Origin of the sequence: Pseudomonas sp. P42 (assembly GCF_017973755.1) — a bacterium.
GTDB classification, from domain to species: domain Bacteria; phylum Pseudomonadota; class Gammaproteobacteria; order Pseudomonadales; family Pseudomonadaceae; genus Aquipseudomonas; species Aquipseudomonas iridis.
The window spans coordinates 556,966-581,209 of sequence record NZ_JACOPU010000001.1 but is presented as its reverse complement, the minus strand read 5'-3'; the positions used below and the strand labels follow the sequence as shown (position 1 = coordinate 581,209).

The window sequence follows — 24,244 nt, the reverse complement described above, 5'->3', positions numbered from 1 at the left end:
AGATGATTCATGTGGGAGCGAGCCTGCTCGCGAAGCTTTCCAGACTATTCCGGCAACTCAACCAACCCATCTACATCCGTCATCGCCCGCTCCAGCAGATCCGCCGGCAAGCTTTTGCTCGCCCGTGCGCCCAACAGTTTGAGTTGCTCACTGCGGCTGACCAGGTTGCCGCGCCCTTCTGTCAGTTTGTTGCGCGCCGAGCTGTAGGCTTTGTCCAGTTGTTGCAGACGATTGCCAACTTCGTCCAGATCCTGAATGAACAGCACGAACTTGTCGTAAAGCCACCCGGCGCGCTCGGCGATTTCGCGGGCGTTCTGGCTCTGACGCTCTTGCTTCCACAGGCTGTCAATGACGCGCAATGTCGCCAGCAATGTGGTTGGGCTGACGATCACGATGTTGCGGTCGAACGCTTCCTGAAACAGCGATGGCTCGGCCTGCAATGCCGCCGAAAACGCGGCCTCGATCGGCACGAAGAGCAAAACGAAATCGAGGCTGTGCAGGCCCTCCAGGCGCTTGTAATCCTTGCCGGCCAGGCCTTTGACATGGTTGCGCAGGGACAGTACGTGCTGCTTGATCGCGATCTGCCCGAGCGTGTCGTCCTCGGCCGCGACGTATTGCTGATACGCCGTGAGACTGACCTTGGAGTCGACCACCACCTGTTTGTCGCCTGGCAGATAAATGACCACGTCTGGCTGGAAACGCTCACCATCCGGGCCTTTGAGATTGACCTGCGTCTGGTACTCGCGCCCCTTCTCCAGGCCTGCGTGTTCCAGCACGCGTTCGAGAATCAACTCGCCCCAATTGCCTTGGGTTTTCTGGCCTTTAAGGGCACGGGTCAGGTTCGTGGCTTCGTCACTCAAACGCAGATTGAGCGCTTGCAGACGCTCCAGTTCCTTGGCCAGCGAAAAGCGTTCGCGGGCCTCGGCCTGGTAACTTTCTTCCACACGTTTTTCGAAGGATTGAATGCGTTCTTTCAACGGATCGAGCAACTGACCGAGGCGTTGTTGGCTGGTTTCGGCAAAGCGCTGCTCACGCTCGTCGAAGATCTTGCCCGCCAGCTCGGCGAACTGCGCCCGCAACTCATCACGCGAACCCTGCAGATCATCGAGGCGCTGTTGATGGCTCTCCTGCTGCTCGCGCAGTTCGGCGTTCAGCGAAGCCGCCTGCGCGTCGAGACGGCGCAGTTCGGCCTCCTTGTTGGCGCGCTCAAGGTTCCAGGCGTGGGAGGCGTCACGGGCGTCGTCACGTTCTATCTGCAACAGCTCGACTTCGCGGCGCAGGGCTGCCAGTTCTGCTTGCTTGGCGGCGTTGGCCTGGCCGAGGTCGGCGATTTCATCGCGACCGGCATCCAGTTGCGCGTTGAGCCCGTCCTGCGCCAGTTGCGCCATGGCCAACCGCTCTTCCAGCAACGCCACCTGCGCTTGCCCGTTGCTTGCCCGACGTTGCAGTTGCCAGGCCAAAGCCAACAACGGCAGCCCAGCGCCTGCGAGACCGAGCAATACGCTGGTCAAGTCCATAGCCATAGCGACTCCTGCCGATCGGTTAAAGCCTGAAGGGTAACCAAGGTGTCAGAACTTGGACAGCTCAGTCTTCGAGCAGGCCGAGTTCCACTTGGGCACGATGATCGCCAGCGCGAGCAGCCTGACGCAGCAGATCCTGACCGATGCGGCGATCGCGTGCATTACCACACTCGCGGCACATCAACTGGCCGAGGCGGCTTTGCGCGGCAACCACACCTTCGCGCGCCGGTTGCTTGAGCAGGCGACCGGCAAGGTGCTTGGCGTTGTGGCTTTCGCTCAGGCGCGGGCTGTCGAGCAGCCATTCGGCCACGCGCACGGAAAATCGCTTGGGCGGGATAACAGGAGGGGGCTGTGAGGTAACAGGGTCTGATACTGAGCGAAACTTCATAAAGCACTGTGGGACAGATCGGAAGGCGCGCCACTCTACTCTCTTTTTCTTACAGGTAAAGTCGAAATAAAACCCGGCACGCCCGTCCTAGAGCAAGCGCTCGGGACAATCCACAGAAGCTGTGGATAAGTCAGTGGACAACCGTCCTCCAACCCTCGCAAAGCCTTATGGAATGGGGCCCGCAGTCAAACTGACGATTTTTTCACCAACAAAAAAAAGCGATGTTTTTCATTGACTTAAACTTTCGATACAGGCAGCCATCAAGGTCAGGTTTGATATGACAGTGCCGTTACAGCCTGTGCAACTAATGTGCACAAGTACCTGTTACCCGGTTATATCGGTGCGCTTTTTCGGGTCGTTTTGCGCTTCGGACTGGGGATAAGCGGCGTCTCGGTGGGAACCGCGCACGGTTTTGTGGCGACGAGTGGTCAACCTGACGTTTCATTTGTTATCTGATTACCGCCCCCGCGAGGACGATCGCCCCCACAATCGGCTGCGTTTTCTTGTAGAACACAACTTTTTTGCGCAGAGTTTGCTTTACCAATTTCGATCCGTTACTATCCGCGGCGTTAGTACCAAGCTGAAAGTCAATTCCGGTCGAACAATCCCCACGGTGCGCCTTCAAACAAGAAGCCCTCACCGAAAAAAAGCGGATACGACCCCTCGATGGTTTCCAGGTAAATCTTGCGACGACACAGCCTTTGAATGATCAAAGGGTGTTGCGAAGACCGATTACTCTGACCGAACCAACCTGCAAATTGATCAGGATCTTCACCCCGGGCCCAGAACCTTTGCCCTTGATGTGTTGCCTGTCCTCCTAAGTACCTACCTGCCAGCCCAAGCGCGCCAAATTATCAGCGCTTCAAACTGGCTGCTTTGTTCCAGTCGGGTTCTTCGTTCGACCAATGGTGGTCGACGTTACTGGAACGTTTTAACGTTGCACGGTTCTTATCCGTGTCATTTGTAGGAACACCTAATAACTATGTCGACTCAAATCCATACTCAGGACGCCATTCGCGCCCTAACCAACGCTTTTGCTCCAATGAACTGCCTGATCATGGCCGCTCGCAAAGGCTGCTTCAGCTTCACACTGGTCAACGAACACGGGATCGCCCGCCACAGCGAGCGTCTGTATCCCGATCAGTACTCCAGCGCCGAACCGCTGCAGGCTGTCATTGATCGAACGCGTCAGGCACTGGTTGCCTGATAGCCGAAAAGGCTGCAACAAACGAAGCCCCGCTTAAAAAGCGGGGCTTTTTATTGCCTGATGTTTCACTTTTAAGCCTTGGCGCCTAAGCACCATCGGATATAACGGTTATAACGTGCAGCCGGAAATATTTTAAAAACAGTCCTTTACGTCGCGAATATGACACTACACTTCAACTCAAGCGGCGTTGTCCGCTTCCGGCGAGCCTGAACCGATCCATCGCTGCCAAGGCCCCTTTCAGGTGTCGCCGCCCAATAACAAGATCGAGGGCTTTATGGGTATCGCTGCCAGCGAACTGTGCCGCTACGTGATTCGCCCCACCCTGATTTATCTGGGCCGTCACTGCGCCACCGCCGAATCACTGTTGCTGGGCATTGCCGCCAGCCAGTCAGCCCTCGGCTCCGCCCTGCATGACCGCCGTGGACACGGCCTCTACCGCATTGCCGAGCATCGCCATCAAGCACTGTGGGATGACTATCTGGCGCTTGATCCGGAACGTGCCAGCCTCGTTCGCGGACTGGCCAGCCAACACGCATTTCTCAGCGGACCGCACCTGGAATTGACCGTCAATCTGCGTTACGCCACAGCTATCGCCTGGCTGCTGGTCGAAGAACAAAACCCCACCCTCCCCGACCCGAACGACTTGCTCGGTATGGCGCGTATCTGGCGTCAGACCTTCCAGCCTCAAGGTCGTCTGCGCGATTTCACCTGCGCCTGGCAGACTTGTGTTTCACCGCTGAATCAGGTCGCTTGCTGACCGTCCAGTTCCGCAAGATCCTGTAACAGGTCGCGAATTTGGTCGGATTGTCCTACAAAACCGCTCTAAATCAAGGCATTCAGGCTATAGCGCTGGGACGAAAATGTTGGTAATTTTCGCCCCGGTGATCACCAGGAGTTCTAATAATGAAAAAAGTAATGCTCAAAACCACCCTTAGCCTTGCCGTTACCTTGGCATCCACGCAGATTTTCGCCGCTGGCTTTGCCATCAACGAACACAGCATTAGCGGGATGGGGACTGGGTACGCCGGGCGATCTTCTTCTGCCGATGACGCAAGCACTGTTTATGGCAACCCTGCCGGCATGTCGCGCATCAAGCGCGAACAAATCACCGGTGGCGCTGCATTCCTCGACGCATCGACCGATATCAGCAACGCCAGCTCCAGCCCGAATGGCGGGAGCAACAAAGGCGACATGGTGCCCTTCACCGCCGTACCTATGGGCTACTACGTCAAGCCAATCGACGATCACTGGGCATTCGGTTTCGGCGTTTACGTGCCGTTCGGCCTGATCACCGACTACGAAAACAACTTCGCCGGCCGCTACTTTGGCAGCAAGTCTGAAGTGCAAGTCATCACCTTCCAGCCGACCATCAGCTACGCCTTCAACGACAAGGTGTCGATCGGTTTCGGTCCGACCATCAACCGCATCGACGGCAAGCTGGAATCCAACCTGTCAATCACCCCGGCCTTCCCCGATGGCAAGGTCAAGATCAAGGGTGACGACACCGCGCTGGGCTACAACATCGGTGTATTGGTACAAGCGACCGACTCCACCCGCGTGGGTCTGACTTATCACTCGAAAGTCGACTACAAGCTCGAAGGCGACACCAAGGTCAACTACGGCGTACTGGGCCTGGCCGGTCTGAGCTCCAGCCAGAAGTACGACGCGTCGCTGAAGATCACCACACCTGAGTCGGTGGATCTGTCCGTCACTCAAGCGATCAACGATCAGTGGACTGTTTACGCCGGTTCGACTTTTACCCGCTGGAGCCAGCTGGATAAAATCACCGTCGAGAACTCCGGCGTTCAGCCTGCACTGGCCGGTCAGTTCGGCGAAATCAACGAAGACCAGAACTGGCACGACTCCTGGGCGTACGCGATCGGTACTTCGTACCAGTTGAACAAGGAATGGGTGCTGCGCACCGGTCTGACCTTCGACCAGTCGCCGACCAACAACGTCGACCGTTCGCCACGCATCCCGACCGGCGACCGGACCATCTTCAGCGTCGGTGCCGGCTGGAGCCCGACCGAAGACCTGACCATCGACGTCGCCTATTCGTACCTGAAGGAAGAGTCGGTCAACGTTCGTAACGAAAACAATCGTGGCCAGACTTACAACGCCAAGTATGAAAACTCGGCAAACGGCTTCGGCGTCGGCGCTACCTACCGCTTCTGATGCTATCGGGCGGGGCTAACCCCTCGCCCACTGAAAAGCCCCGCTCTCTTTGCAGAAGGCGGGGCTTTTTTATGTCTGGCTCGTTGACCCTGAGCCTTAGGGTTTCAACGGTTTCGAGGCGATAGCTTTTTCGATCGCCGCAATAAACTCCGGATCATCCGGTTTGGTCAGGCTGGAGAAGTTGGCGATCACCTTGCCTTGGCGATCCACTACATATTTGTAGAAATTCCACTTCGGCGCGCTGCTCTGAGCGGCCAACACCTGGAACATATGCGTGGCATCATCGCCGCGGACTTTTTGCGGCTCGGTCATGGCAAACGTCACGCCGTAGTTGGCGTAGCAGACCTTGGCGGTCTCGACGCTGTCCTTGGACTCCTGCTTGAAGTCATTGGAAGGCACGCCGAGCATTTCCAGCCCCTGCGCCTTGTAGCGTTGATTGAGCCCCTCAAGGCCTTCGAATTGCGGCGCAAAACCGCAGAAGCTGGCGGTGTTGATCACCACCAGCGGTTTGTCCGCGTACTGTTTGCACAGATCGATGGATTCCTTGGCACGCAACTTGGGCAGCGAGCCTTGCAACAATTCCGGACAGTCAGCGGCCTGGGCCACGCCAGTCAACGCCATCAGCAACACGGGAACAGCACACCAGCGCATCAGCATGTCGAGCATCCTTGAGCAGTCATCAGCCTTCGAAGTTACTCGCCAAGCTCGTCTCTAGCAAATGCTCATGCCCAATTGCATCAAGGCAAGGCCACCCTGCTGCCAGCCCCACCACACCAGCGCCAACAATGCCGCAGCCAGTGCGGTAATGACGATTCGCGGCCAGAGACGGCTCATGCGACGCTCACACGAGGTTGCAGACGTTCGACCGGACGCTCGCGCACCGGCCAGTTCAACGCCGCCGCCAGCAGACTCAGAAGCACCGCCACTTGCCAGATCAAGTCATAACTCCCGGTACGGTCATACACCACCCCGCCCAGCCAGCCGCCGAGGAACGAGCCGAGCTGATGGAACAGGAACACGATGCCTCCGAGCATGGACAGATTTCGCACGCCGAACAAGGTCGCCACCGTGCCGTTGGTCAATGGCACCGTCGACAGCCAAAGGAAGCCCATGGCCATGCCGAACAGATAAGCCGTCGTGGTCGTCACCGGCAGCCACAGGAACAGCACGATCACCACCGCCCGCATCAGATACAGCGCCGTCAGCAAACGCGGTTTGGACATACGTCCACCCAACCATCCGGCCGTGTACGTGCCGAAGATGTTGAACAACCCGATCAACGCCAGCACCGTAGTGCCGACGGTGGCCGGCAGATGTTGATCGACCAGATACGCCGGCAAATGCACGCCGATAAACACCACCTGAAACCCGCAGACGAAGAAACCGAGCGCCAACAGCCAGAATCCGGAATGCGAACAGGCTTCGCGAAGGGCTTCGGACAGCGTCTGCTCATGGCCCAGTACCGGCAGCGGCTTGTCCTTGAGCATGCTCACCAGCGGCACAATCATCGCCACCAACAGACCCAACACGAGCAATGCGGCCGACCAGCCGAGCCAACCAATCAGTCCGAGCGTGCCCGGCAACATGGCGAACTGCCCGAACGACCCGGCGGCACTGGCGATGCCCATGCCCATGCTGCGTTTCTCCGGCGGCACGGCCCGCCCGACCACGCCGAGGATCACCGAAAACGAAGTGCCGGACAGGCCGATACCTATCAGCAACCCAGCGCTCAATGACAACGTCATCGCCGAGTCGGACAAGCCCATGCACACCAGACCCACGGCATAGAGCACCCCGCCAACCAGCACCACTTTCGCCGCGCCAAAACGGTCGGCCAGCGCGCCGGTGAACGGCTGCGCCAGACCCCAGATCAAATTCTGCAAGGCAATGGCGAAGGCGAATACCTCACGCCCCCAGCCGAACTGCGCGCTCATCGGTGAAAGGAACAGGCCAAAGCCGTGTCGCACGCCCAATGACAACGCCAGGATCAGCGCACTTCCGAGCAACACCCAACCGCACGTACGCCACATCGATGTCATTATTATTCTCCAGTCGCGGGTATATACCCGCTTGAGCCCGAACGAACTGGCATCAAGCCAGTTCGTCGAGCAATTTCAGCAAGGTTTCACGCTTCTCGGCGCCCAGACGATCAATCAATCGCTGTTGCGCCGCTTCCCAGGCCGGCAAGGCTGCTGCCAGACGTTGCGCACCGGTTTCGGTGAGACAGACGATGCGATTGCGCATGTCTTCGCCCTCAGCCAGCGCCACCAGCCCTTCGCCTTCCAGCACCCGCAGATTGCGCCCGAGGGTGCTGCGATCCAGGCCCATGGCTTCGGCGAGTTCGGAAATGCTCGGCTGATCCAGACGCTGCAGATTGCACAGCAAAGAATACTGGGCAACGTTGATCCCGAAGCCGTCGAGAGCGCCGTCGTAATGCCTGCTGACGCCACGAGCGGCGCGACGCAGGTTGGTGCACAAACACTGAGAAGGAAGCATGATGCGTGTATATACCCGCGACTGTGTTAAATCAAGTTATAGATCAAAAGATCGCAGCCTTCGGCAGCTCCTGCATTGGGATGCTTACCCTGTAGGAGCTGCCGAAGGCTGCGATCTTTTGACGTTAAAGCAGCACGATTCCAACCAGCACCGCCATCTCCAGCAATTCCAGCAGCGCCCCGGCCGTATCGCCGGTCGTGCCGCCTAACCGCCGCATCATCACATGCCGCAGCCAGATAAACACGCCGACCGCCACCAGCAGCGCAATAATCGCCTGGGACCCGGCAATCGCCACGCAGGCTAGCGCGCTGCCGCCCAGCACCCACCAACCCGCCTTGCGCGGCAGATGATCGGCCAGTGCCTGCCCCAACCCACCCTTGCGCACGTACGGCGTGGTCAGAAACAATCCCAGCAACGCCGCGCGCCCAAGCAGCGGCGCGATGATCAGCACCAGACCTTGCTGCTGCTCGATCAGCGCCAGCAACGCGGCAAACTTGAGCAGCAACACCAGCACCAGCGTCACCACCGCAATCGGCCCGCTGCGCGGATCTTTCATGATCGTCAGGGTACGTTCGCGATCACCGAAGCCGCCGAGCCAGGCATCGGCGCTGTCCGCCAGGCCATCAAGGTGCAATGCGCCGCTGAGCAATACCCAAATCGTCAACAACAATGACGCATGCAACAGCAGTGGCGCGCCCGCCAAAGCAAGGTTCAGCCCCCAAAGAATCACCCCGAACAGCAATCCCACCAGCGGATAGAACAGCAGCGAACGCCCCAGTTGTCCGGGCTCCGGCATCCCCGGCAGACGAATCGGCAGACTGCTGAGAAATTGCAGAGCGATCCACAGCGGCAACATGTCAGCGACCTTCCTTGAGCGAACCATCAGCTTCAACACTCAGCGAAAACAGCGAACCGTGCGCCACTTCGACGTTGAGCAATTGCTCACGCGGCAATCCCCGTGCCTGCGCCAGCAGCAGGCGCATGACACCGCCATGACTGACCAGCAACACGCGCTCGCCAGCGTACGATGCTTGCAGCCGTGCGACGGCCGTCAATACTCGCGTAGAAAAATCGCTGACCGGCTCACCCTGCGGTGGCGTAAACGCATACGGATCGGCCCAGAACAGCCCTAACGCCTCGGCATCCGTCTCCATCAGCGCCGCCGCGCTCTGCCCCTCCCACGCGCCGAAATGCAGTTCTTGCAGATCCTTTTCCAGATGCACCGGCAGATTCAGCTGCTCACCCAACTCTGCGGCAAACCGCGCACAGCGCTGCAACGGCGAACTGACCAAGCGATCCCACGGCCCCCCTTCGAGCACCGCTTCGCGCATCTGCGCCCAACCCTTTTCAGTGAGCGCATCGTCGAGGCTGCCGCGCAAACCACCGCCGAGTTCGGTTTCACCATGGCGCAGCAGATCAAGTCGCAAGGTCATGCCGGACGATCCGCCACCGCCGCTTCCGCGAACGTTGCCATCTGCCCGTGCAGATCACACGCCAGACGCAACAACGGCACCGCCAACGCCGCACCGCTGCCCTCGCCCAGGCGCAGGCCCAGTTCGAGCAACGGTTCGGCGCTCAGGGTTTCCAGCACATGACGATGGCCCGGCTCTGCCCCGCGATGGCCGAACAGCAGCCACTCGCGACAGGCAGGATTCAAACGCACCGCCACCAGCGCAGCGACTGTGCAGATAAAGCCGTCGACCAATACCGCAACACCTTCCTGCGCACAGGCCAGATACGCGCCGACCAGCGCGGCGATTTCAAAACCGCCCACGTTGAACAGCGTCTGCAATGCATCACCGCGCTGGGCCGCGTGCAGGGCCAGGGCGCGCTCGATCACTTGCGCTTTATGGCTGACGCCTTCGGCGTTCAGGCCAGTACCCGGGCCGGTCAGATGCATCACCGGGCAATCGAGCAAGGCACAGGCCAGGGCACTTGCCGCAGTGGTGTTGCCGATGCCCATTTCCCCGCCGATGAACAGCTGAGTGCCGGCAGCTTTCGCCCGCAGCGCGCTGTCGCGACCTGCCTGCAACGCCAATTCGCCCTGGGCCTGAGTCATCGCTGCGCCCTTGGCGAAATTCGCCGTGCCCGGGCCGATGTTCAAGTGGCGCACGCCCGGCAGGTTCAGCGACGGCGTCACCGTGCCCAGATCCACCACTTCCAGCTGCGCATGGAGTTGACGCGCGAGCACGCTGATCGCCGCGCCACCGCTGACGAAGTTGAGCAACATCTGCCCGGTGACTTCCTGCGGAAATGCCGACACGCCTTCAGCGACCACACCGTGGTCTCCGGCAAAAATCGCAATCCAGACCTGCGCAAGCGTCGGTTTGACCTGCCCTTGCAGGCCGGCCAGTTGCACCGCCACCGACTCAAGACGCCCCAGCGAACCGGCCGGTTTGGTCAGTTGCTGTTGCCGTGCCGCCGCTTGTTCAACGATATGGGCATGCACCGCTTTACACGGATTGAGCCACCAGGCTTGAGTCATAACGCAGGTCCTTTCAGAGTCAGGGGCAGGCCGGCGACGGTCAACACGACACGCTGACAGCGCTCAGCCAGGGCTTGATGCAGCCAACCGGCTTCATCGACGTAGCGGCGAGTCAATTCGCCCAGCGGTACGACACCCATTCCGGTCTCGTTGCTGACAAAAATGATTTCGCCCGGCAGTGACGCCAGGCAGTCCAGCAGGGCTTCGCGTTCGGCGGCGAGGCGCGTGGCGTCTTCGAGCATCAGCAGATTGGTCAGCCACAGCGTCAGGCAGTCGACCAGCAGGCAGCGCTCGGCGCTGGCGTTTTCACGCAGGATGCGGGCGAGTTCCAGCGGTTCTTCGATGAGTGCCCATTCGACAGGACGGCGCGCGCGGTGATGGGCGACACGCTCGCTCATTTCACCGTCCAGCGGCTGGCTGGTGGCGATGTAGGTGACGGCCAACGCGCTGTCAGTCGCGAGTTTTTCGGCGAGGCGACTTTTGCCGGAGCGGGCGCCGCCGAGGATCAGCTGAAGCATGGAGACATCCTGAAAATTATCTGTTGAGACAACCGGCCCCGTCGCTGGCGGCCAGCTAACACAGTGATCGCGTTAGCCGGATCACCTCAGCCCCCTGTGGGAGCTGGCTTGCCAGCGATGGGGCCATGACATTCACCCTGGATCCCACAGAGCTGACGCAACAACCCGGTATCCAGATGCTTCTCCACCAGATCCGCCAAGCGCTCGATATCGCGCTCACGCAACCCGTGGTAATCCACCGTTTGCACATCGCTCAACCCGGCCCAGCGCAGCAACGCCGAACTGGCTGCCGGCGATTCGAACAAGCCATGCAGATAGGTGCCGAACACCTGACCATCAGCACTCTGCGCACCGTCACAACGACCATCATCCAACCGTACCGCCGCGTTCTCCAGCGCCGGCCCGGTGGTGACTCCGGCATGAATTTCGTAGCCGCTGACTTCGGCATCTTCCAGCGCCAGACGACCGCGCACATTGCGCAATTGCTTCTCGGCTTCGAGCTGCGTTTCGAAGGCCAGCAAACCCAAACCGGCACTGGAACCGGGCGCGCCCTCAAGACCCAGCGGATCGTGCACTTGCTCGCCGAGCATTTGCAGACCGCCGCAAATACCCAGCACTTTGCCGCCGTAACGCAAATGGCGACTGATCGCTGTGTCCCAGCCATTGGCTCGCAGATACGCCAGATCACTGCGTACGCTTTTCGAGCCCGGCAGAATGATCAGATCGGCCGGCGGAATCGCCTGTCCCGGGCCGACAAAATGCAGATCGACCTGTGGATGCAAACGCAGCGGATCGAAATCGGTGTGGTTGCTGATGCGCGGCAGCACCGGCACCACGACTTTCAGCACGTGTTCGGCCTTGTCGGTCTGGCGCTGATCGATGCCGTCCTCGGCCTCAAGATGCAGATCCATCACGTACGGCAACACGCCCACCACCGGTTTGCCAGTGCGCTGTTCCAGCCAGTCGAGGCCCGGTTGCAGCAACGCAATGTCGCCGCGAAAACGGTTGATGATGAAGCCTTTGACCCGCGCCTGTTCGCTCGGCGACAGCAGCTCCAGCGTGCCGACCAGATGGGCAAAAACTCCGCCGCGATTGATGTCGGCAATCAGCAGCACCGGGCAATCCACGGCCTCGGCAAAACCCATGTTGGCGATGTCACCGGCGCGCAGGTTGATCTCTGCCGGCGAGCCTGCGCCTTCGACCATCACCAACGGATACGCGGCGCTGAGGCGATCGTGGGAGGCCAGCACGGCTTGCATCGCGATGGCTTTGTAGTCGTGATAGGCGACGGCGTTCATGCTGGTGACGGCGCGGCCATGGATGATCACTTGCGCGCCGGTGTCGCTGTTCGGCTTGAGCAGCACCGGGTTCATGTCGGTGTGCGGTTCAAGATTCGCCGCTTGCGCCTGCACTGCTTGCGCGCGACCGATCTCGCCGCCATCAGCCGTTACCGCGCTGTTGAGCGCCATGTTCTGCGGTTTGAACGGCACCACTGCTACACCCTGACGGGTGGCCCAGCGGCAGAGTGCCGTCACCAGTGTGCTTTTACCGGCGTCGGAAGTGGTGCCCTGCACCATCAGGGTTGTCATTGGGTTTCCTTGGCGAACGCTTGCAGCGCTTGTTCGAGGCGCGCCTCTTCAGCGGCATCGGCAGGCAAGCCGAAACGCAAACTGCTGTTGTGCGTGAAGAGGCGCAGGAGGATGCCGCGTCGGGCCATGAATTCGTGCAGTGCTTGCGCCTGATCGGTGATCAACCATTGGAACAGTGCGCAACCGCCCTGGGGGTTAAAGCCGTATCGCGCCAGCAACGCAGCCAGCCGCTCACTCGCCTCATCGCTGCGTATCCGCTGGCGTGCATGACCTTCGGTGTCTTGCAGACAGGCCTGGGCGAGTACCCGGGTCGGCCCGCTGACCGCCCACGGCCCGACCTGTTCGGCGAGCAGCTTGAGAAATTTGCGCTCGGCCAGCACAAAGCCCAGTCGCACCCCGGCCAGACCAAAGAACTTGCCAAACGAACGCAATACGACCAGGCCCACCAAATGCGTGTGCGCGGCCAGACTCAATTGTGGCGTGTTGTCCATGAACGCTTCATCGACCACCAGCCAGCCACCGCGCTGCGCCAGCCGCGCATGCCAGTCGAGCAAACGCGCTGGGGTCAGGCTCAGGCCCGTGGGATTGTTCGGGTTGACCACCACCAGTACGTCGAGGTTGTCGATAAAGAACTCGACTTCCTGCTCCAGCACTTCGCGCACGATGTAACCGCTGCGGCGCCACGCCTCGGCGTGCTCGGCATAACACGGCGACAACACGCCGACCTTGCCGGCCCGGCGCAAGCGCGGCAGCAACTGAATGGCCATTTGCGAACCGGCCACCGGCAACACCTGCGCCGCACCGTAGTAATCACACGCCGCCTGCTCCAGACCATCGTCGATTTCCGGCAAGCGTGCCCAGGCGCGCAGCGGAATATCCGGGATCGGGAACGGCCATGGCGCCAGACCGCTGGAAAGATCCAGCCAATCAGCCTCGGCGATGCCGTGATCGAGTGCAGCCTTGCGCAATCGGCCACCGTGCTCAAGCATAGAATTCAGCTCCCACGCAAAGAATCAGCAGCCATAACCATACCCCGCGCTGGACCAATTGCCAGCCACGGTCGATGGAATCGGCATCGGCAGGTGTGCCCTCGCCGAGTTGCGGACGTTCATGCAGTTCGCCGTGATAGATCGCCGGGCCGCCCAGTTCCACGCCCAGCGCGCCCGCGCCTGCCGCCATCACCGGGCCGGCGTTGGGGCTGTCCCATTTTGGCGCCTGTGTACGCCAGCACTTCAGGGCCAGTCGGGTTTTACCCAGCAGCGCGTAGGTCAACGCCACGAGGCGCGCGGGAATGTAGTTGAGGACGTCGTCGATTTTTGCCGCACACCAGCCAAATCGCTCGAAACGTTCGTTGCGATAACCCCACATCGCATCAAGCGTATTGCTCAAGCGATAGAGCACCACGCCCGGCGCGCCGGCCACGGCAAACCAGAACAACGCGGCAAACACCGCATCGCTGCCATTCTCCAGCACCGATTCGGTAGCAGCACGGGCAACCGCCGTGCTGTCGAGTTCGCGGGTCTGGCGGCTGACCAGATAGCCGACACGCTTGCGCGCCTCATCCAGATCATCGGCGCGCAACGCCTTGGCCACCGGCTCGACGTGCTCGCCGAGGCTGCGCATGCCGAGGGCGCAATACAGCGCGAGTATCTCGACGATCCAGCCAACATAAGGCGCCCAGGAAAACGCGGTGGCGAGCAACGTCAGCGGTAGCACCGCGATCACCCACGCGGTGACGCCATGACTGCGCCAGCCACGGCCACCGGCGTTGAAACGTTGCTCGATACGTCCGGCAAAGTTGCCGAACGCCACCAGCGGATGCCAGCGTTTCGGTTCACCCAGCAGCGCATCCAGCGCCACGGCGGCGACACTCAACAACGCCACACTCATTGATTCACTCCCCAATAATTTTCATACAGCAACTCATTGAGCGGACGCGCCTGCGCCCACCCCTCAAGCACCAGCATCGGCGCCGGATAGAATTCCTTGACCGGGCCCAGGCACAACACCGCAAGTGGCTTGGCGCCTTCCGGCAGTTTCAACAGATCGGCCAGCGCCTGGGGCTCGAACAGCGAGACCCAGCCCATGCCCAGACCTTCGGCGCGGGACGCCAGCCACAAGTTCTGGATCGCACAGGACAGCGACGCCATGTCCATTTCCGGCAGCGTGCGGCGACCGAAGATGTGTTTTTCGCGATCGTCCATCAACGCGGCGACCAGCACTTCCGCGCAATCATTGATGCCCTCGACCTTGAGTGTCATGAACTCATCGCTGCGCTCGCCGAGGGCAACAGCGGTACGGATGCGTTCTTCTTCCACCAGGTTCTGGATCTGCCCGCGCAAGGCTCGGTCGCTGATGCGAATGAAGCGCCACGGCTGCATCAGGCCGACGCTCGGGGCCTGATGCGCGGCTTCGAGCAAGCGCCGCAACAGTTCCGGCGCGACGCTGCCACCGGCGAAGTGGCGCATGTCACGGCGCTCGGCGATGGCTTTGTAGACCGCTGCGCGTTCGGCTTCGGAGAATGCGTTGTCTGTCATGGCCCCATCGCTGGCAAGCCAGCTCCCACAGGGGATAGCGATTCTTCAGGCATGACACCGCCCACTGTGGGAGCTGGCTTGCCAGCGATGGCGGCCTCAAGTTGAGGCGCAAACAGTGCTGCGATAGCCGCAGGGTTCGATGGAAAGTAGAAGTGCACATAAGAAGCGGTCATTCGCCCATCGCGATAAACCGCCTCCGCCCCACGCCCACCATTCGGGCTCAGCCCACGAGCAATCGGGGTCAATTCAGTCGTCGTCAGGGAGTGATGATAAGTGTGCCCACGCAGCGAGCCCTCCGGCAGATCAACCGCTTGCAGCGCCAATGCCGCCAGACGTTTTTGCATCACCGCATCGCCGCTCAGCAAACCGACCAGTTCGGCGCGGGTGCCTTCGACATCAGTCAGCGAATCGAGCAGATAAAGCATGCCGCCACACTCGGCCAGCAATGGTTTGCCCGCCGCATGGTGCGCGCGGATCGCGTCGAGCATCGCGGTGTTCTGCGACAACGCCACGTGGTGCAATTCCGGGTAGCCGCCCGGCAGATACAGACTGTCCGCCTCGGGCAATTGCGTGTCGCGGATCGGCGAGAAGAAACTCAACTCGGCGCCCATCGCCCGCAGCAAATCGAGGCTGGCGCCGTAGGTGAAGGCAAACGCCTCATCATGGGCAATAGCGATTCGCACACCTTGCAGTAGCGGTTCGGCAGCGATCACTTCCGGCGCCGCGAACTCCACGGCCGGTGGCAGCGCTACCTCGCAACTGCTGGCAAGCGCTTGGGCGGCGGCGTCGAGACGAACATCCAGGTCGTTCAGTTCGCTGGCCTGCACCAGACCCAGATGACGACTCGGCAGCTCGATCCCGGTCTCGCGGGACAGCGCGCCGTACCAACGCAAACCCTCGGTGAGGCTGCCTTCAAGCAGTTGCGCATGACGCAAAGTCCCCACGCGATTGGCCAGCACGCCCGCAAACGGCAAGTCCGGCTGATAACGCGCAAGGCCCAGCGCCAATGCGCCAAACGTCTGCGCCATCGCGGTGCCGTCGATCACGCCGAGCACCGGCACACCGAAATGCCGCGCCAGGTCAGCGCTCGACGGTGTGCCGTCAAACAGTCCCATCACGCCTTCGATCAAAATCAGATCGGCTTCGGCGGCGGCTTCCCACAGCAGGCGACGACTTTCCTGCTCGCCGACCATCCACATATCGAGTTGATAAACCGGCGCACCGCTGGCGCGCTCGAGAATCATCGGGTCGAGGAAGTCCGGGCCGCATTTGAACACGCGCACTTTGCGCCCCTGATTGCGATGCAAACGAGCGAGCGCGGCAGTAACGGTGGTCTTGCCCTGACCGGAGGCCGGCGCGGCGATCAATACCGCCGGGCAGTGACGTGGCGGATTCAAAGTTCGACGCCCTTCTGCGCTTTGATGCCAGCCTGAAAGGCGTGTTTGAGCATGCCCATTTCGGTGACCGTGTCACCCATCTCGATCATTTCCGGCTTCGCCCCGCGACCGGTGACGATCACGTGCTGCATCGGCGGACGCGCCTGCAAATCGCTCAGCACCTGATCGAGATCGAGGTAGCCGTGCTTGAGGGCGATGTTCAATTCATCGAGCACCACCAGACCGATCGACGGATCACGCAGCAACTCGCGCGACACCGCCCACGCAGCTTCGGCGGCAGCGATGTCGCGCTGGCGATCCTGAGTCTCCCAGGTGAAGCCCTCGCCCATCACGTGAAAACGCACCTGCTCTGGAAAGCGGCGGAAGAACAGCTCTTCACCGGTGCTGTTGCGACCCTTGATGAACTGCACCACGCCGCACTGCATGCCGTGGCCCATGGCGCGGGCGAGCATGCCGAACGCCGAGCTGCTTTTGCCTTTGCCGTTACCGGTCAGCACCAGCACCAGGCCGCACTCGTCGGGGGAGTTGGCGATGCGTTCATCGATCACGGCTTTTTTGCGCTGCATACGCGCCAGGTGGCGTTCGTCACGCTCGGGGGAATCAGTCATGGGGGAAGCTCTCCGTTGAGGCTGGATAACGGCGGGCAGGCACAAGAATAGACGGCAAAAAGCCTGGCATCGCCCACCGTGATGCCGCTGGATGGATCAGGCCGGTCTCCGGGCTCATGAGCGGCGTTCGCCTGACTGCGCGCCTTCCCGCTGTTAAGCAGTGGCACAAGACGCAGTTTTCACTCATTTACCGTTGCGGGGGCAGCGCCGGGATCGTGGTTGTTCTTCGCTTGAAAACAACCCTCACCGGCTTCCCTGTTTCACTCTGTCGACGCAGGTCACAGAGCACCTGAAACAAGCCGCGAAGGTTAGAGGGTTGGGGGTGGAGCGTCAATTAAAGAGGGGGGGATCGGGCGAATAACTGCCGCCGATCAATTATCTGACGCCAATCTTGTGCCACGCTGAAACAAATGATATCAAAGAGCCATGCTTTTACCGCAAAAGCACACCACAACAATAAGGATGATTACCATGCAAGGCATGATCATCAGCAATCCGCGCCTGGAGTTCCTGCGCCCGGTACTAGAACGCTGGTTTGACTGTATCGACCGCTACAACGCCGTGCGCGGCGACAGTGACACGCCCTACTGGCACGACGAGAAAGCCAATCTCGGATTGCTCTGTGCGGCTGCATGGATGGCCGAACTGGTGACACTGCGCGACACCGCCACCCGCAAGCAGAACGAGGAAGGCGAGCGCAACGCCCGCGCCGATCTGTTTCTGGCGGGTGCCGAAGACCGCGCATTTATCCAGGCCACGCAACGCTGGCCACGCGTCAACAACCTCAACCTGACTCAACCCCTGCTGGATATCACCCACGACGCCAAACGCCTCAGCTACGCCAGCGACCTCAAGCTCGGCTGCCTGTTTGTCGCCCCGCAAAAAGCCCAGCACAGCGCCAGTCCGGAAGAATTGCAGGACATGGTCGACGACCTGCAAAAGGAACACACCTGCGCCGTTGCCTGGTATTTCCCCTACGCCTATCGCAAATTGCGCAATGAGGCCGGTAACTATCACCCAGGCATTGCCTTGCTGTTCAAAGAAGCCCGCGGCTGAGCAGTTGAACCATCGGGCTTGTGCGATCCTCTATGACTAGGAATGCATTCATAGGGAAGATCAGCAATGCGCAAGCCCCAACTCGTTTTCGTCATCGCCCTCGCCGGAGGGCTCGCCGCCTGTGGTGAATCGTCCAGCCTGCAGGTCATCGACGGCACCGGCCCGTCACCGAAACTGCCCGAACCGAACAAAACCCTGATCCCGACGGTGAATATCGCCCCGGCGGTCGGCTGGCCCGCGGGCGGTAAGCCGAGCGCTGCGGCAGGCACACAAGTCGCCGCGTTTGCCGAAGGCCTCGATCATCCGCGCTGGCTCTACGTGTTGCCCAATGGCGATGTGCTGGTAGCAGAAACCAACGCACCGCCCAAACCTGATGACAGCAAAGGCGTGCGCGGCTGGGTCATGGAAAAAGTCATGGGCAAGGCCGGCGCCGGCGTACCAAGCCCCAATCGCATTACCCTGCTGCGCGATGCCGACCACGATGGCGTGGCCGAAACGCGCACGGTATTCCTGCAAAATCTCAATTCACCGTTCGGCATGACGCTGGTTGGCAACGACCTGTACGTCGCCGACACCGATCGCCTGCTGCGCTTCAACTACGAACCCGGCGCAACCGAAATCAAGACGCAGCCGATCAAGGTTGTCGATCTGCCTGGCGGCACGCTCAACCATCACTGGACCAAGAACGTCATCGCCAGCAAGGACGGCAGCAAACTGTACGTCACAGTCGGCTCGAACAGTAACGTCGGCGAAAACGGTCTGGATAAAGAGGAAGGCCGCGCAGCGATCTGGGAAGTGGACCGCGCAACCGGCAATCACCGCATCTTCGCATCGGGCATCCGCAACCCCAACGGCCTCGCGTGGGAGCCCACCAGTGGCGCGTTGTGGACCGCAGTAAACGAGCGCGACGAAATCGGCAGCGATCTGGTGCCGGACTACATCACCTCGGTCAAGGACGGTGCCTTCTATGGTTGGCCGTTCAGCTATTACGGCCAGCATGTCGATGTGCGCGTCGAGCCGCAGAACCCCGACCTGGTCGCCAAAGCCATTGCGCCAGACTACGCCGTTGGCCCGCACACAGCTTCGCTGGGCCTGACATTCGCCGAGGGCAACAAGCTGCCAGCGCAGTTCAAGGAAGGCGCATTCATCGGCCAGCACGGGTCCTGGAACCGCAAGCCGCACAGTGGTTATAAAGTGATTTTCGTACCGTTCGCGGCGGGCAAGCCAACAGGCCAGCCAGTGGATGTGCTGACCGGTTTTCTCGACAAGGACGAGAACGCACTGGGTCGCCCTGTGGGCGTAGTGATCGACCAGCAAGGTGGCTTGCTGGTGGCTGATGATGTGGGCAACAAAGTGTGGCGGGTGTCGGCCACCAAGTGATTTTAGATGTGCCCTGAAACAACTGTGGGAGCGAGCCTGCTCGCGAAGGCGTGATATCAGTCAACAGTGAGTTGGCTGATACACCGCTTTCGCGAGCAGGCTCGCTCCCACATTGGGTTTGGTGTTGTACTTGTTATGGGTTATGCGCCAGATGTTCCGGCTGCAACACCCGCTTGGCACTCAGATAAGCCTTCTGCCAATACGCCTTCGACAAGCTATCGAGCTTCACCGTGCCGCCGGTTGCGGGCGCATGTACGAAGCGCCCTTCCCCGACATAAATTCCCGCATGACTGACCTGCGAACCGCCATTGGTGGCGAAGAAGATCAGATCGCCTGTCTGCAAACCTTCCTTACCCACATTCGGCGCCTGCATCACGATCAGATCGCGTGTGGTTCTTGGCAGCAAAATACCCGCCGCATCACGGTAAACAAAACCGATCAGCCCACTGCAATCAAATCCCGAGTCCGGCGTATTGCCGCCCCAGCGATAAGGCGTGCCCACCAGACCGAGCGCGCGAAACAGCACGTCTTCAGCAGCGGGCGAGAATGATTGCGAGGGGCCGAATACCACCGGAGCGCGCACCACGGGTGCTGGTGGCGGCGTACGGCTGGCGCAGGCGCTGAGCAGCGCTGCAAAAAAGATCAATGTGAGGCGGGCCGACATGGTCATAAGCAGAACATCCTGATCTGGCTGCGGCTTTTTCTGCCGGAGGGGCAGAAAACAAAACCGCCTGCGTCAGCACGCAGGCGGTTTGCCATCAATATAGATTCAGGATTCTAGCGGCTACGCGGCAAACTTCAAGTAAGACTTTAACTTCACCTTGTAAAGTCTAGGTCTACTCCGTTGCCGGGAGCCTGATTGCCGCTGCGAACGCCGCGGCATCGGGGAATTACTTGCGAGCGGTGACGACGGTCGGAGCGTTAGCCAGAGCGCGTTTCGCTTCGATGAAGGTCTTGCTCCAGTAGCTGTCACCCAGGCTGTCGATGCGAACACCGCCACTGCGACGACTGCTGGAGTGAATGAACTGGTTGTCACCAAGGTAGATCCCGGCGTGACTGACACGGCCGCGACGACCATTGGTGGCGAAGAACAGCAGATCGCCCGGCTCAAGGTTTTTGCGCGAAACCAGCGGCGCATCCACATTGATCATTTCGCGAGTCGAGCGTGGCAAGTTCATGCCAGCTTCTTCGCGGAACAGGTAGCCGATGAAACCACTGCAATCGAAACCGGCTTCAGAGGTACCGCCGAAACGGTAACGGGTACCGATCAGGGACATGCCGCGTTCGAGGATACTGTCGGCCAGAACTGGCAGCTGGTAAGGCTTGTTGCCATTGAAATCCGACAGTTCTTTTTCGGTGTCCAGCTCTTCCTGATAAATAACGGAAGACTGGGCGGTGACGGAATTCTTGACCTGCTGAGGCTGCTCTTGAACTGGAGAATGAGCAGCGCAACCGTATAACAGGGTGACGAGTGCGAGAGGCACGAGGGGTGCGAAGCGCTTTAGCATGGGCACGACCGTGGCTGATAGTTGTAAAGAAGGCGAGACTATGCCCGCTATCAACCTCATTTGCAAATTCAATCGATCTTTTTGTGACTTCTCGGTTTCTCGTTTACATCTAAGCGCTTAAGCCCATTTGAACCGATACGCGCCCTGCACACCGTGTAGAAAAGCGGATTTTCTGGCGCCTGAAATACGCCGAAACCCGCTGGAAGCCACAGACTGCAAGGGCCAGCTACCAGCCCAGGGTTTCTTTCAGGAAGGGAATGGTCAGCTTGCGCTGGGCCTGCAAGGAAGCCTGGTCGAGCTGTTCCAGCAGATCAAACAGCGCGCTCATGCTGCGGGTGCCACGGGTCAAGATAAAATGCCCGACTTCATCGGTCAGATGCAGACCACGACGCGATGCGCGCAATTGCAGGGCACGCAATTTGTCTTCATCGGAAAGGGGGCGCATCTGAAAAATCAGCGCCAGCGTCAGGCGTGATTTCAGGTCAGCCAGTTTGACCGGCAGCTCACGTGGTGAGGTGGACGCGGCGATCAGCAGGCGCCGACCGCTGTCACGCAGACGATTGAACAGATGGAACATCGCCTCTTCCCAATCAGCCTTGCCGGCAATCACCTGCAAGTCATCCAGGCAAACCAGTTCGTACTGTTCAAGGTTATCGAGAATTTCGGTGCCGCGATCCATCAACTCGGCCAGCGGCAGATACACCGCCGGTTCACCCATCTGCTCGAAACGCAGGCAAGCAGCCTGCAACAGATGCGTACGCCCTACGCCGTGTTTGCCCCACAGATAGATAAGGCTTTCAGTCCAGCCGGCGTCGGCTTCGCATAAGCGCTCGACATAGCCGAGTGCAGCGGCATTGGCGCCTGGGTAGTAGTTGATGAAGGTGGCGTCGTCACGCAGACGCACACCTAGGGGCAGCTGAATCGGTTTCATGCTGACTGAACAGTTCTCAAGGAACCGTTAGTGGCCTCTGTGTAAAGTTGGCGAAGTTTATACCCGTGAAGCTAACCGCACAATGCGACAGAGTCCAAGCAAAATCAAAGGTTTGCGTTAACGCACTGGTTTTATGACAGTTTCTCTGACGCAGTCGAGCCACTATTCCCCGCAAGACACGGGCCAACCCGGCTATTCGCCGGGTTGGCCATCTGCGCTACAGCTGCGGCTCGTCAGCACCACTATAAATGTCGGAGTCCTTGTACAAGTCGTGCATATGGCGCACTAGCACCATGATCACCGCCGCCACCGGCAGCGCCAGCAACACACCCGTGAAGCCAAACAGCTCGCCGCCGGCCAGGATAGCGAAGATCACCGCCACCGGGTGCAGGCCGATCCGGTCGCCCACCAATAATGGGGTCAACACCATGCCTTCCAGGGCCTGACCGACCATGAACACCGCGACGATCCCGACCATCGGATACAGATCACCACCAAACTGGAACAGCCCGGCAACCAACGCCGCACCGATGCCGATCACAAAGCCCATGTACGGCACGATCGCCGCCAGCCCCGCGATCAATCCGATCAACAGCCCAAGTTCCAGGCCGACGATCATCAGCCCAGCCGCGTAAATCACCCCCAGCGCCACCATCACCATTAACTGGCCGCGCACGAATGCACCGAGCACCTCATGGCATTCACCGGCCAGCGCGACGATGGTTGGTTCACGATCACGCGGCAACAGGCTGCGGATCTTGGCCATCATCACGTCCCAGTCGCGCAGCAAGTAGAAACTCACCACCGGGATCAGCACCAGATTGGCCAGCCAGCCGATCAGCGCCAGACTCGAAGCCGTCGCCTGGCTCAGGACCACGCCGACAATATCGGTGGTCTGACCCATGTGCTCACTGATCGCAGCCTTGACCTTGTCGAATTTCCAGAAGCCGTCCGACAGCCCCAGCTTCGACTGCGCCCACGGCACCGCCGAGTGCTGCAGCCAGTCGAGCATTTGCGGCACCAGCTCGTACAGGCGCAGTAGCTGTTTGGCGAGCATCGGCACCAATACCAGCATCAGCGCGGTGAAGATCAGCGTGAACAACGTGAACACCGCGATAACACCCCAGGTGCGCGACAAACCGAGCTTCTCCAGGCGGTCCACCAGCGGATCGAACAGATACGCCAGCAACAGCGCCACCAGAAACGGCGTGAGGATCGAGTGCAATAACCACACAAACACGCAAAGCAGGACTATCCCACCGAGCCAGAACCAACGCCGCGTATCGGCCATGTACAACTCCTACTGTTTCTATATAAGGAAAGACTTACCAGCGAAACCGCAATGTCGGCGCCGCAGGTGCCGGGGCTGGCGCCGCGACAGGTACCGCCCCCGCAACCACAGGCTGCGGCGCTGCCACCGGAGCCGGAGCTTCGGCTGGCAGTTCCTGCAACCTGGCCAGCGACAACTGCGCACGCATCTGATCGGCACTGCCATTGACCCGATAGACGATACGATCGCCATCTACACTTTGCAGACGCACGCCAAACGGTTCGAGTAACCGCAACAGCGCAGCGTAACGTTCCAGATTCATGCCCTGCACTTCCAGGGTCTGCTGCCCGGTTGCCCCAGGCTTGGCAGCAAAGCGTGGCGCCAGGCGCTGGGCGACGGCACGCATCACTGCATCCGCAATGGCTGCCTGATCCGCACCCTGCACACTGCCCGCTTCTTTTTGATCACCTAGCCACAAATGCCATTTGGCCTGCCACTGACCACCCTCTTCCCGCGCATGCACAGCCAGCAGGGCGTCAGCGTTATAGCGCTCCGACGCATCGCGCAAAGGTGCGGCATCCGTGCCTTCGAGTGCCGGCGCCGTGGCGACCAGTTGTTCACTCAGATCAGCCAGCGGCAAACGCAACGGCAAACCACGATGCTGAGCCGCCGTGCGCAACGGCGCGGCAGCAGCCTGACCATCACCGACCAGACTCGAACCTTCGGCCGAGTCGTTCAGCCACCAGCTCAGTATCGACGGCCGGCTGGCGCCCCACAGGGATAACCCGGCGCGACGCAATGCCTGCTCGGTACTGCTCGGATCGAAATCGACTTTCAGCACCTCCGGCGGCCCGGCATCGAAACCGAACTGACTGATGATCTGCTGCGGATCCTTGCGCACGGCCGCCAAACCCGGATTTTGCGCAGCTTTAGGGTCACCGGTCAGGCGCAATACCAACGTATCCAGCGCGGCCTGAGTAGCGCGTTCACGCTCCTCCGGAGCCTGGCCCTGGACCGGCTCACGCACTTGATAAAGGCCTTTGAGGTTTTCGGCATGACTCGCCAGGCTGACCACAGACAAACAGCCCACAAACAACAATTTACAAAAACGCATGGAGAATTCCCGTCGACAGGAGCGGCTGGAACAGGCCGCGTGAACCGATTTGGCAAGGCTGTGAC

General features: G+C 60.3%; 26 protein-coding genes and 1 riboswitch. Of the genes, 5 read left to right on the top strand and 21 right to left on the bottom strand.

The features are described from left to right. Nucleotides 1-44: 44 nt before the first annotated feature. Together H8B20_RS02825 and H8B20_RS02820 are read right to left on the bottom strand one after the other, a co-directional pair. Nucleotides 45-1,409, bottom strand: coding sequence for a DNA recombination protein RmuC (locus H8B20_RS02825; RefSeq protein WP_162184597.1), 1,365 nt, complete (start codon nt 1,407-1,409; stop codon nt 45-47). 175 nt (nt 1,410-1,584) lie between these two features. After that, on the bottom strand, nt 1,585-1,908 hold the full coding sequence (locus H8B20_RS02820) for an SEL1-like repeat protein (RefSeq protein ID WP_047300324.1): 324 nt from the start codon (nt 1,906-1,908) through the stop codon (nt 1,585-1,587). Between the two features lie 982 nt (nt 1,909-2,890). Here H8B20_RS02820 and H8B20_RS02815 point away from each other — a divergent pair. The 3 genes from H8B20_RS02815 to H8B20_RS02805 all read left to right on the top strand — a co-directional run bounded on the left by H8B20_RS02815 (nt 2,891) and on the right by H8B20_RS02805 (nt 5,290). After that, a complete protein-coding gene (locus tag H8B20_RS02815; RefSeq protein WP_042558329.1) occupies nt 2,891-3,115 on the top strand; it encodes a hypothetical protein in 225 nt (74 codons plus the stop codon). A gap of 274 nt (nt 3,116-3,389) precedes the next feature. Then, nucleotides 3,390-3,872 (top strand): hypothetical protein, encoded by a 483-nt coding sequence (locus H8B20_RS02810; RefSeq protein ID WP_042558328.1) that lies wholly within the window; start codon nt 3,390-3,392, stop codon nt 3,870-3,872. A 146-nt stretch (nt 3,873-4,018) separates the two neighbouring features. Further along, nucleotides 4,019-5,290, top strand: coding sequence for an OmpP1/FadL family transporter (locus H8B20_RS02805; protein WP_042558327.1), 1,272 nt, complete (start codon nt 4,019-4,021; stop codon nt 5,288-5,290). Nucleotides 5,291-5,386: 96 nt separating this feature from the next. Here H8B20_RS02805 and H8B20_RS02800 read toward each other — a convergent pair whose 3' ends face one another. The 14 genes from H8B20_RS02800 to cobO all read right to left on the bottom strand — a co-directional run bounded on the left by H8B20_RS02800 (nt 5,387) and on the right by cobO (nt 16,920). Then, complete coding sequence (locus tag H8B20_RS02800) at nt 5,387-5,947, bottom strand: glutathione peroxidase (protein ID WP_210622287.1); 561 nt, start codon at nt 5,945-5,947, stop codon at nt 5,387-5,389. Between the two features lie 54 nt (nt 5,948-6,001). Next, nucleotides 6,002-6,124: a hypothetical protein gene (locus H8B20_RS28055; protein ID WP_267910631.1), complete on the bottom strand. Its 123-nt coding sequence runs from the start codon at nt 6,122-6,124 to the stop codon at nt 6,002-6,004. Next, nucleotides 6,121-7,329 carry an MFS transporter gene (locus H8B20_RS02795; protein WP_042558325.1) on the bottom strand — a complete coding sequence of 403 codons (1,209 nt, stop codon included), beginning with the start codon at nt 7,327-7,329 and terminating at the stop codon, nt 6,121-6,123. Before H8B20_RS02795 ends, H8B20_RS28055 begins: the two co-directional genes overlap by 4 nt. A gap of 52 nt (nt 7,330-7,381) precedes the next feature. Then, on the bottom strand, nt 7,382-7,786 hold the full coding sequence (locus tag H8B20_RS02790) for a MarR family winged helix-turn-helix transcriptional regulator (protein WP_042558324.1): 405 nt from the start codon (nt 7,784-7,786) through the stop codon (nt 7,382-7,384). 124 nt (nt 7,787-7,910) lie between these two features. After that, entirely contained in the window at nt 7,911-8,642 is a 732-nt protein-coding gene (locus tag H8B20_RS02785) for an adenosylcobinamide-GDP ribazoletransferase (RefSeq protein ID WP_210622286.1), read from the bottom strand. A gap of 1 nt (nt 8,643) precedes the next feature. Continuing rightward, nucleotides 8,644-9,219 (bottom strand): alpha-ribazole phosphatase family protein, encoded by a 576-nt coding sequence (cobC, locus tag H8B20_RS02780; protein WP_210622285.1) that lies wholly within the window; start codon nt 9,217-9,219, stop codon nt 8,644-8,646. Next, nucleotides 9,216-10,271, bottom strand: coding sequence for a nicotinate-nucleotide--dimethylbenzimidazole phosphoribosyltransferase (cobT, locus tag H8B20_RS02775; RefSeq protein WP_210622284.1), 1,056 nt, complete (start codon nt 10,269-10,271; stop codon nt 9,216-9,218). The genes cobC and cobT overlap by 4 nt, the downstream gene beginning before the upstream one ends. Then, nucleotides 10,268-10,789: a bifunctional adenosylcobinamide kinase/adenosylcobinamide-phosphate guanylyltransferase gene (cobU, locus tag H8B20_RS02770; protein ID WP_047300318.1), complete on the bottom strand. Its 522-nt coding sequence runs from the start codon at nt 10,787-10,789 to the stop codon at nt 10,268-10,270. The genes cobT and cobU overlap by 4 nt, the downstream gene beginning before the upstream one ends. Before the next feature lie 86 nt (nt 10,790-10,875). Beyond that, a complete protein-coding gene (locus H8B20_RS02765) occupies nt 10,876-12,378 on the bottom strand; it encodes a cobyric acid synthase (protein ID WP_047300317.1) in 1,503 nt (500 codons plus the stop codon). Next, nucleotides 12,375-13,367 (bottom strand): threonine-phosphate decarboxylase CobD, encoded by a 993-nt coding sequence (gene cobD, locus H8B20_RS02760; protein WP_210622283.1) that lies wholly within the window; start codon nt 13,365-13,367, stop codon nt 12,375-12,377. Before cobD ends, H8B20_RS02765 begins: the two co-directional genes overlap by 4 nt. Beyond that, on the bottom strand, nt 13,360-14,268 hold the full coding sequence (gene cbiB, locus H8B20_RS02755) for an adenosylcobinamide-phosphate synthase CbiB (protein WP_210622282.1): 909 nt from the start codon (nt 14,266-14,268) through the stop codon (nt 13,360-13,362). Before cbiB ends, cobD begins: the two co-directional genes overlap by 8 nt. Beyond that, entirely contained in the window at nt 14,265-14,915 is a 651-nt protein-coding gene (gene bluB, locus H8B20_RS02750; RefSeq protein ID WP_210622281.1) for a 5,6-dimethylbenzimidazole synthase, read from the bottom strand. The genes cbiB and bluB overlap by 4 nt, the downstream gene beginning before the upstream one ends. Continuing rightward, a complete protein-coding gene (locus H8B20_RS02745; RefSeq protein ID WP_210622280.1) occupies nt 14,912-16,312 on the bottom strand; it encodes a cobyrinic acid a,c-diamide synthase CobB in 1,401 nt (466 codons plus the stop codon). The genes bluB and H8B20_RS02745 overlap by 4 nt, the downstream gene beginning before the upstream one ends. After that, nucleotides 16,309-16,920, bottom strand: coding sequence for a cob(I)yrinic acid a,c-diamide adenosyltransferase (gene cobO, locus H8B20_RS02740; protein ID WP_047300314.1), 612 nt, complete (start codon nt 16,918-16,920; stop codon nt 16,309-16,311). Before cobO ends, H8B20_RS02745 begins: the two co-directional genes overlap by 4 nt. 82 nt (nt 16,921-17,002) lie before the next feature. Beyond that, a riboswitch (cobalamin riboswitch) is annotated at nt 17,003-17,228 on the bottom strand. 163 nt (nt 17,229-17,391) lie between these two features. Between cobO and H8B20_RS02735 the strand changes: the two genes are divergently transcribed. Next, nucleotides 17,392-17,976: a hypothetical protein gene (locus H8B20_RS02735; protein ID WP_115148241.1), complete on the top strand. Its 585-nt coding sequence runs from the start codon at nt 17,392-17,394 to the stop codon at nt 17,974-17,976. Nucleotides 17,977-18,042: 66 nt separating this feature from the next. Then, nucleotides 18,043-19,356 (top strand): PQQ-dependent sugar dehydrogenase, encoded by a 1,314-nt coding sequence (locus H8B20_RS02730; RefSeq protein ID WP_210622279.1) that lies wholly within the window; start codon nt 18,043-18,045, stop codon nt 19,354-19,356. Nucleotides 19,357-19,489: 133 nt separating this feature from the next. Here the strand turns inward: H8B20_RS02730 and H8B20_RS02725 are convergent, their stop codons facing one another. The 5 genes from H8B20_RS02725 to H8B20_RS02705 all read right to left on the bottom strand — a co-directional run bounded on the left by H8B20_RS02725 (nt 19,490) and on the right by H8B20_RS02705 (nt 24,179). Further along, nucleotides 19,490-20,026, bottom strand: a complete 537-nt coding sequence (locus H8B20_RS02725) for a C40 family peptidase (protein WP_047300311.1) — start codon at nt 20,024-20,026, stop codon at nt 19,490-19,492. 220 nt (nt 20,027-20,246) lie between these two features. Beyond that, nucleotides 20,247-20,864: a C40 family peptidase gene (locus H8B20_RS02720; protein WP_042558311.1), complete on the bottom strand. Its 618-nt coding sequence runs from the start codon at nt 20,862-20,864 to the stop codon at nt 20,247-20,249. A 226-nt stretch (nt 20,865-21,090) separates the two neighbouring features. Further along, entirely contained in the window at nt 21,091-21,795 is a 705-nt protein-coding gene (gene hda / locus H8B20_RS02715; protein WP_042558310.1) for a DnaA regulatory inactivator Hda, read from the bottom strand. Between the two features lie 217 nt (nt 21,796-22,012). After that, entirely contained in the window at nt 22,013-23,086 is a 1,074-nt protein-coding gene (locus H8B20_RS02710) for an AI-2E family transporter (protein WP_115148239.1), read from the bottom strand. Between the two features lie 34 nt (nt 23,087-23,120). After that, nucleotides 23,121-24,179 carry a DUF2066 domain-containing protein gene (locus H8B20_RS02705; protein ID WP_210622278.1) on the bottom strand — a complete coding sequence of 353 codons (1,059 nt, stop codon included), beginning with the start codon at nt 24,177-24,179 and terminating at the stop codon, nt 23,121-23,123. Nucleotides 24,180-24,244 lie beyond the last annotated feature (65 nt).

Bases quoted from the DNA above. Each gene is read 5' to 3' on its own strand.
- H8B20_RS02820 (WP_047300324.1), bottom strand. From the start codon at position 1,908: ATGAAGTTTCGCTCAGTATCAGACCCTGTTACCTCACAGCCCCCTCCT.
- H8B20_RS02815 (WP_042558329.1), top strand. From the start codon at position 2,891: ATGTCGACTCAAATCCATACTCAGGACGCCATTCGCGCCCTAACCAAC.
- H8B20_RS02810 (WP_042558328.1), top strand. From the start codon at position 3,390: ATGGGTATCGCTGCCAGCGAACTGTGCCGCTACGTGATTCGCCCCACC.
- H8B20_RS02805 (WP_042558327.1), top strand. From the start codon at position 4,019: ATGAAAAAAGTAATGCTCAAAACCACCCTTAGCCTTGCCGTTACCTTG.
- H8B20_RS02800 (WP_210622287.1), bottom strand. From the start codon at position 5,947: ATGCTGATGCGCTGGTGTGCTGTTCCCGTGTTGCTGATGGCGTTGACT.
- H8B20_RS28055 (WP_267910631.1), bottom strand. From the start codon at position 6,124: ATGAGCCGTCTCTGGCCGCGAATCGTCATTACCGCACTGGCTGCGGCA.
- H8B20_RS02795 (WP_042558325.1), bottom strand. From the start codon at position 7,329: ATGACATCGATGTGGCGTACGTGCGGTTGGGTGTTGCTCGGAAGTGCG.
- H8B20_RS02790 (WP_042558324.1), bottom strand. From the start codon at position 7,786: ATGCTTCCTTCTCAGTGTTTGTGCACCAACCTGCGTCGCGCCGCTCGT.
- H8B20_RS02785 (WP_210622286.1), bottom strand. From the start codon at position 8,642: ATGTTGCCGCTGTGGATCGCTCTGCAATTTCTCAGCAGTCTGCCGATT.
- cobC (WP_210622285.1), bottom strand. From the start codon at position 9,219: ATGACCTTGCGACTTGATCTGCTGCGCCATGGTGAAACCGAACTCGGC.
- cobT (WP_210622284.1), bottom strand. From the start codon at position 10,271: ATGACTCAAGCCTGGTGGCTCAATCCGTGTAAAGCGGTGCATGCCCAT.
- cobU (WP_047300318.1), bottom strand. From the start codon at position 10,789: ATGCTTCAGCTGATCCTCGGCGGCGCCCGCTCCGGCAAAAGTCGCCTC.
- H8B20_RS02765 (WP_047300317.1), bottom strand. From the start codon at position 12,378: ATGACAACCCTGATGGTGCAGGGCACCACTTCCGACGCCGGTAAAAGC.
- cobD (WP_210622283.1), bottom strand. From the start codon at position 13,367: ATGCTTGAGCACGGTGGCCGATTGCGCAAGGCTGCACTCGATCACGGC.
- cbiB (WP_210622282.1), bottom strand. From the start codon at position 14,268: ATGAGTGTGGCGTTGTTGAGTGTCGCCGCCGTGGCGCTGGATGCGCTG.
- bluB (WP_210622281.1), bottom strand. From the start codon at position 14,915: ATGACAGACAACGCATTCTCCGAAGCCGAACGCGCAGCGGTCTACAAA.
- cobO (WP_047300314.1), bottom strand. From the start codon at position 16,920: ATGACTGATTCCCCCGAGCGTGACGAACGCCACCTGGCGCGTATGCAG.
- H8B20_RS02735 (WP_115148241.1), top strand. From the start codon at position 17,392: ATGCAAGGCATGATCATCAGCAATCCGCGCCTGGAGTTCCTGCGCCCG.
- H8B20_RS02730 (WP_210622279.1), top strand. From the start codon at position 18,043: ATGCGCAAGCCCCAACTCGTTTTCGTCATCGCCCTCGCCGGAGGGCTC.
- H8B20_RS02725 (WP_047300311.1), bottom strand. From the start codon at position 20,026: ATGACCATGTCGGCCCGCCTCACATTGATCTTTTTTGCAGCGCTGCTC.
- H8B20_RS02720 (WP_042558311.1), bottom strand. From the start codon at position 20,864: ATGCTAAAGCGCTTCGCACCCCTCGTGCCTCTCGCACTCGTCACCCTG.
- hda (WP_042558310.1), bottom strand. From the start codon at position 21,795: ATGAAACCGATTCAGCTGCCCCTAGGTGTGCGTCTGCGTGACGACGCC.
- H8B20_RS02710 (WP_115148239.1), bottom strand. From the start codon at position 23,086: ATGGCCGATACGCGGCGTTGGTTCTGGCTCGGTGGGATAGTCCTGCTT.
- H8B20_RS02705 (WP_210622278.1), bottom strand. From the start codon at position 24,179: ATGCGTTTTTGTAAATTGTTGTTTGTGGGCTGTTTGTCTGTGGTCAGC.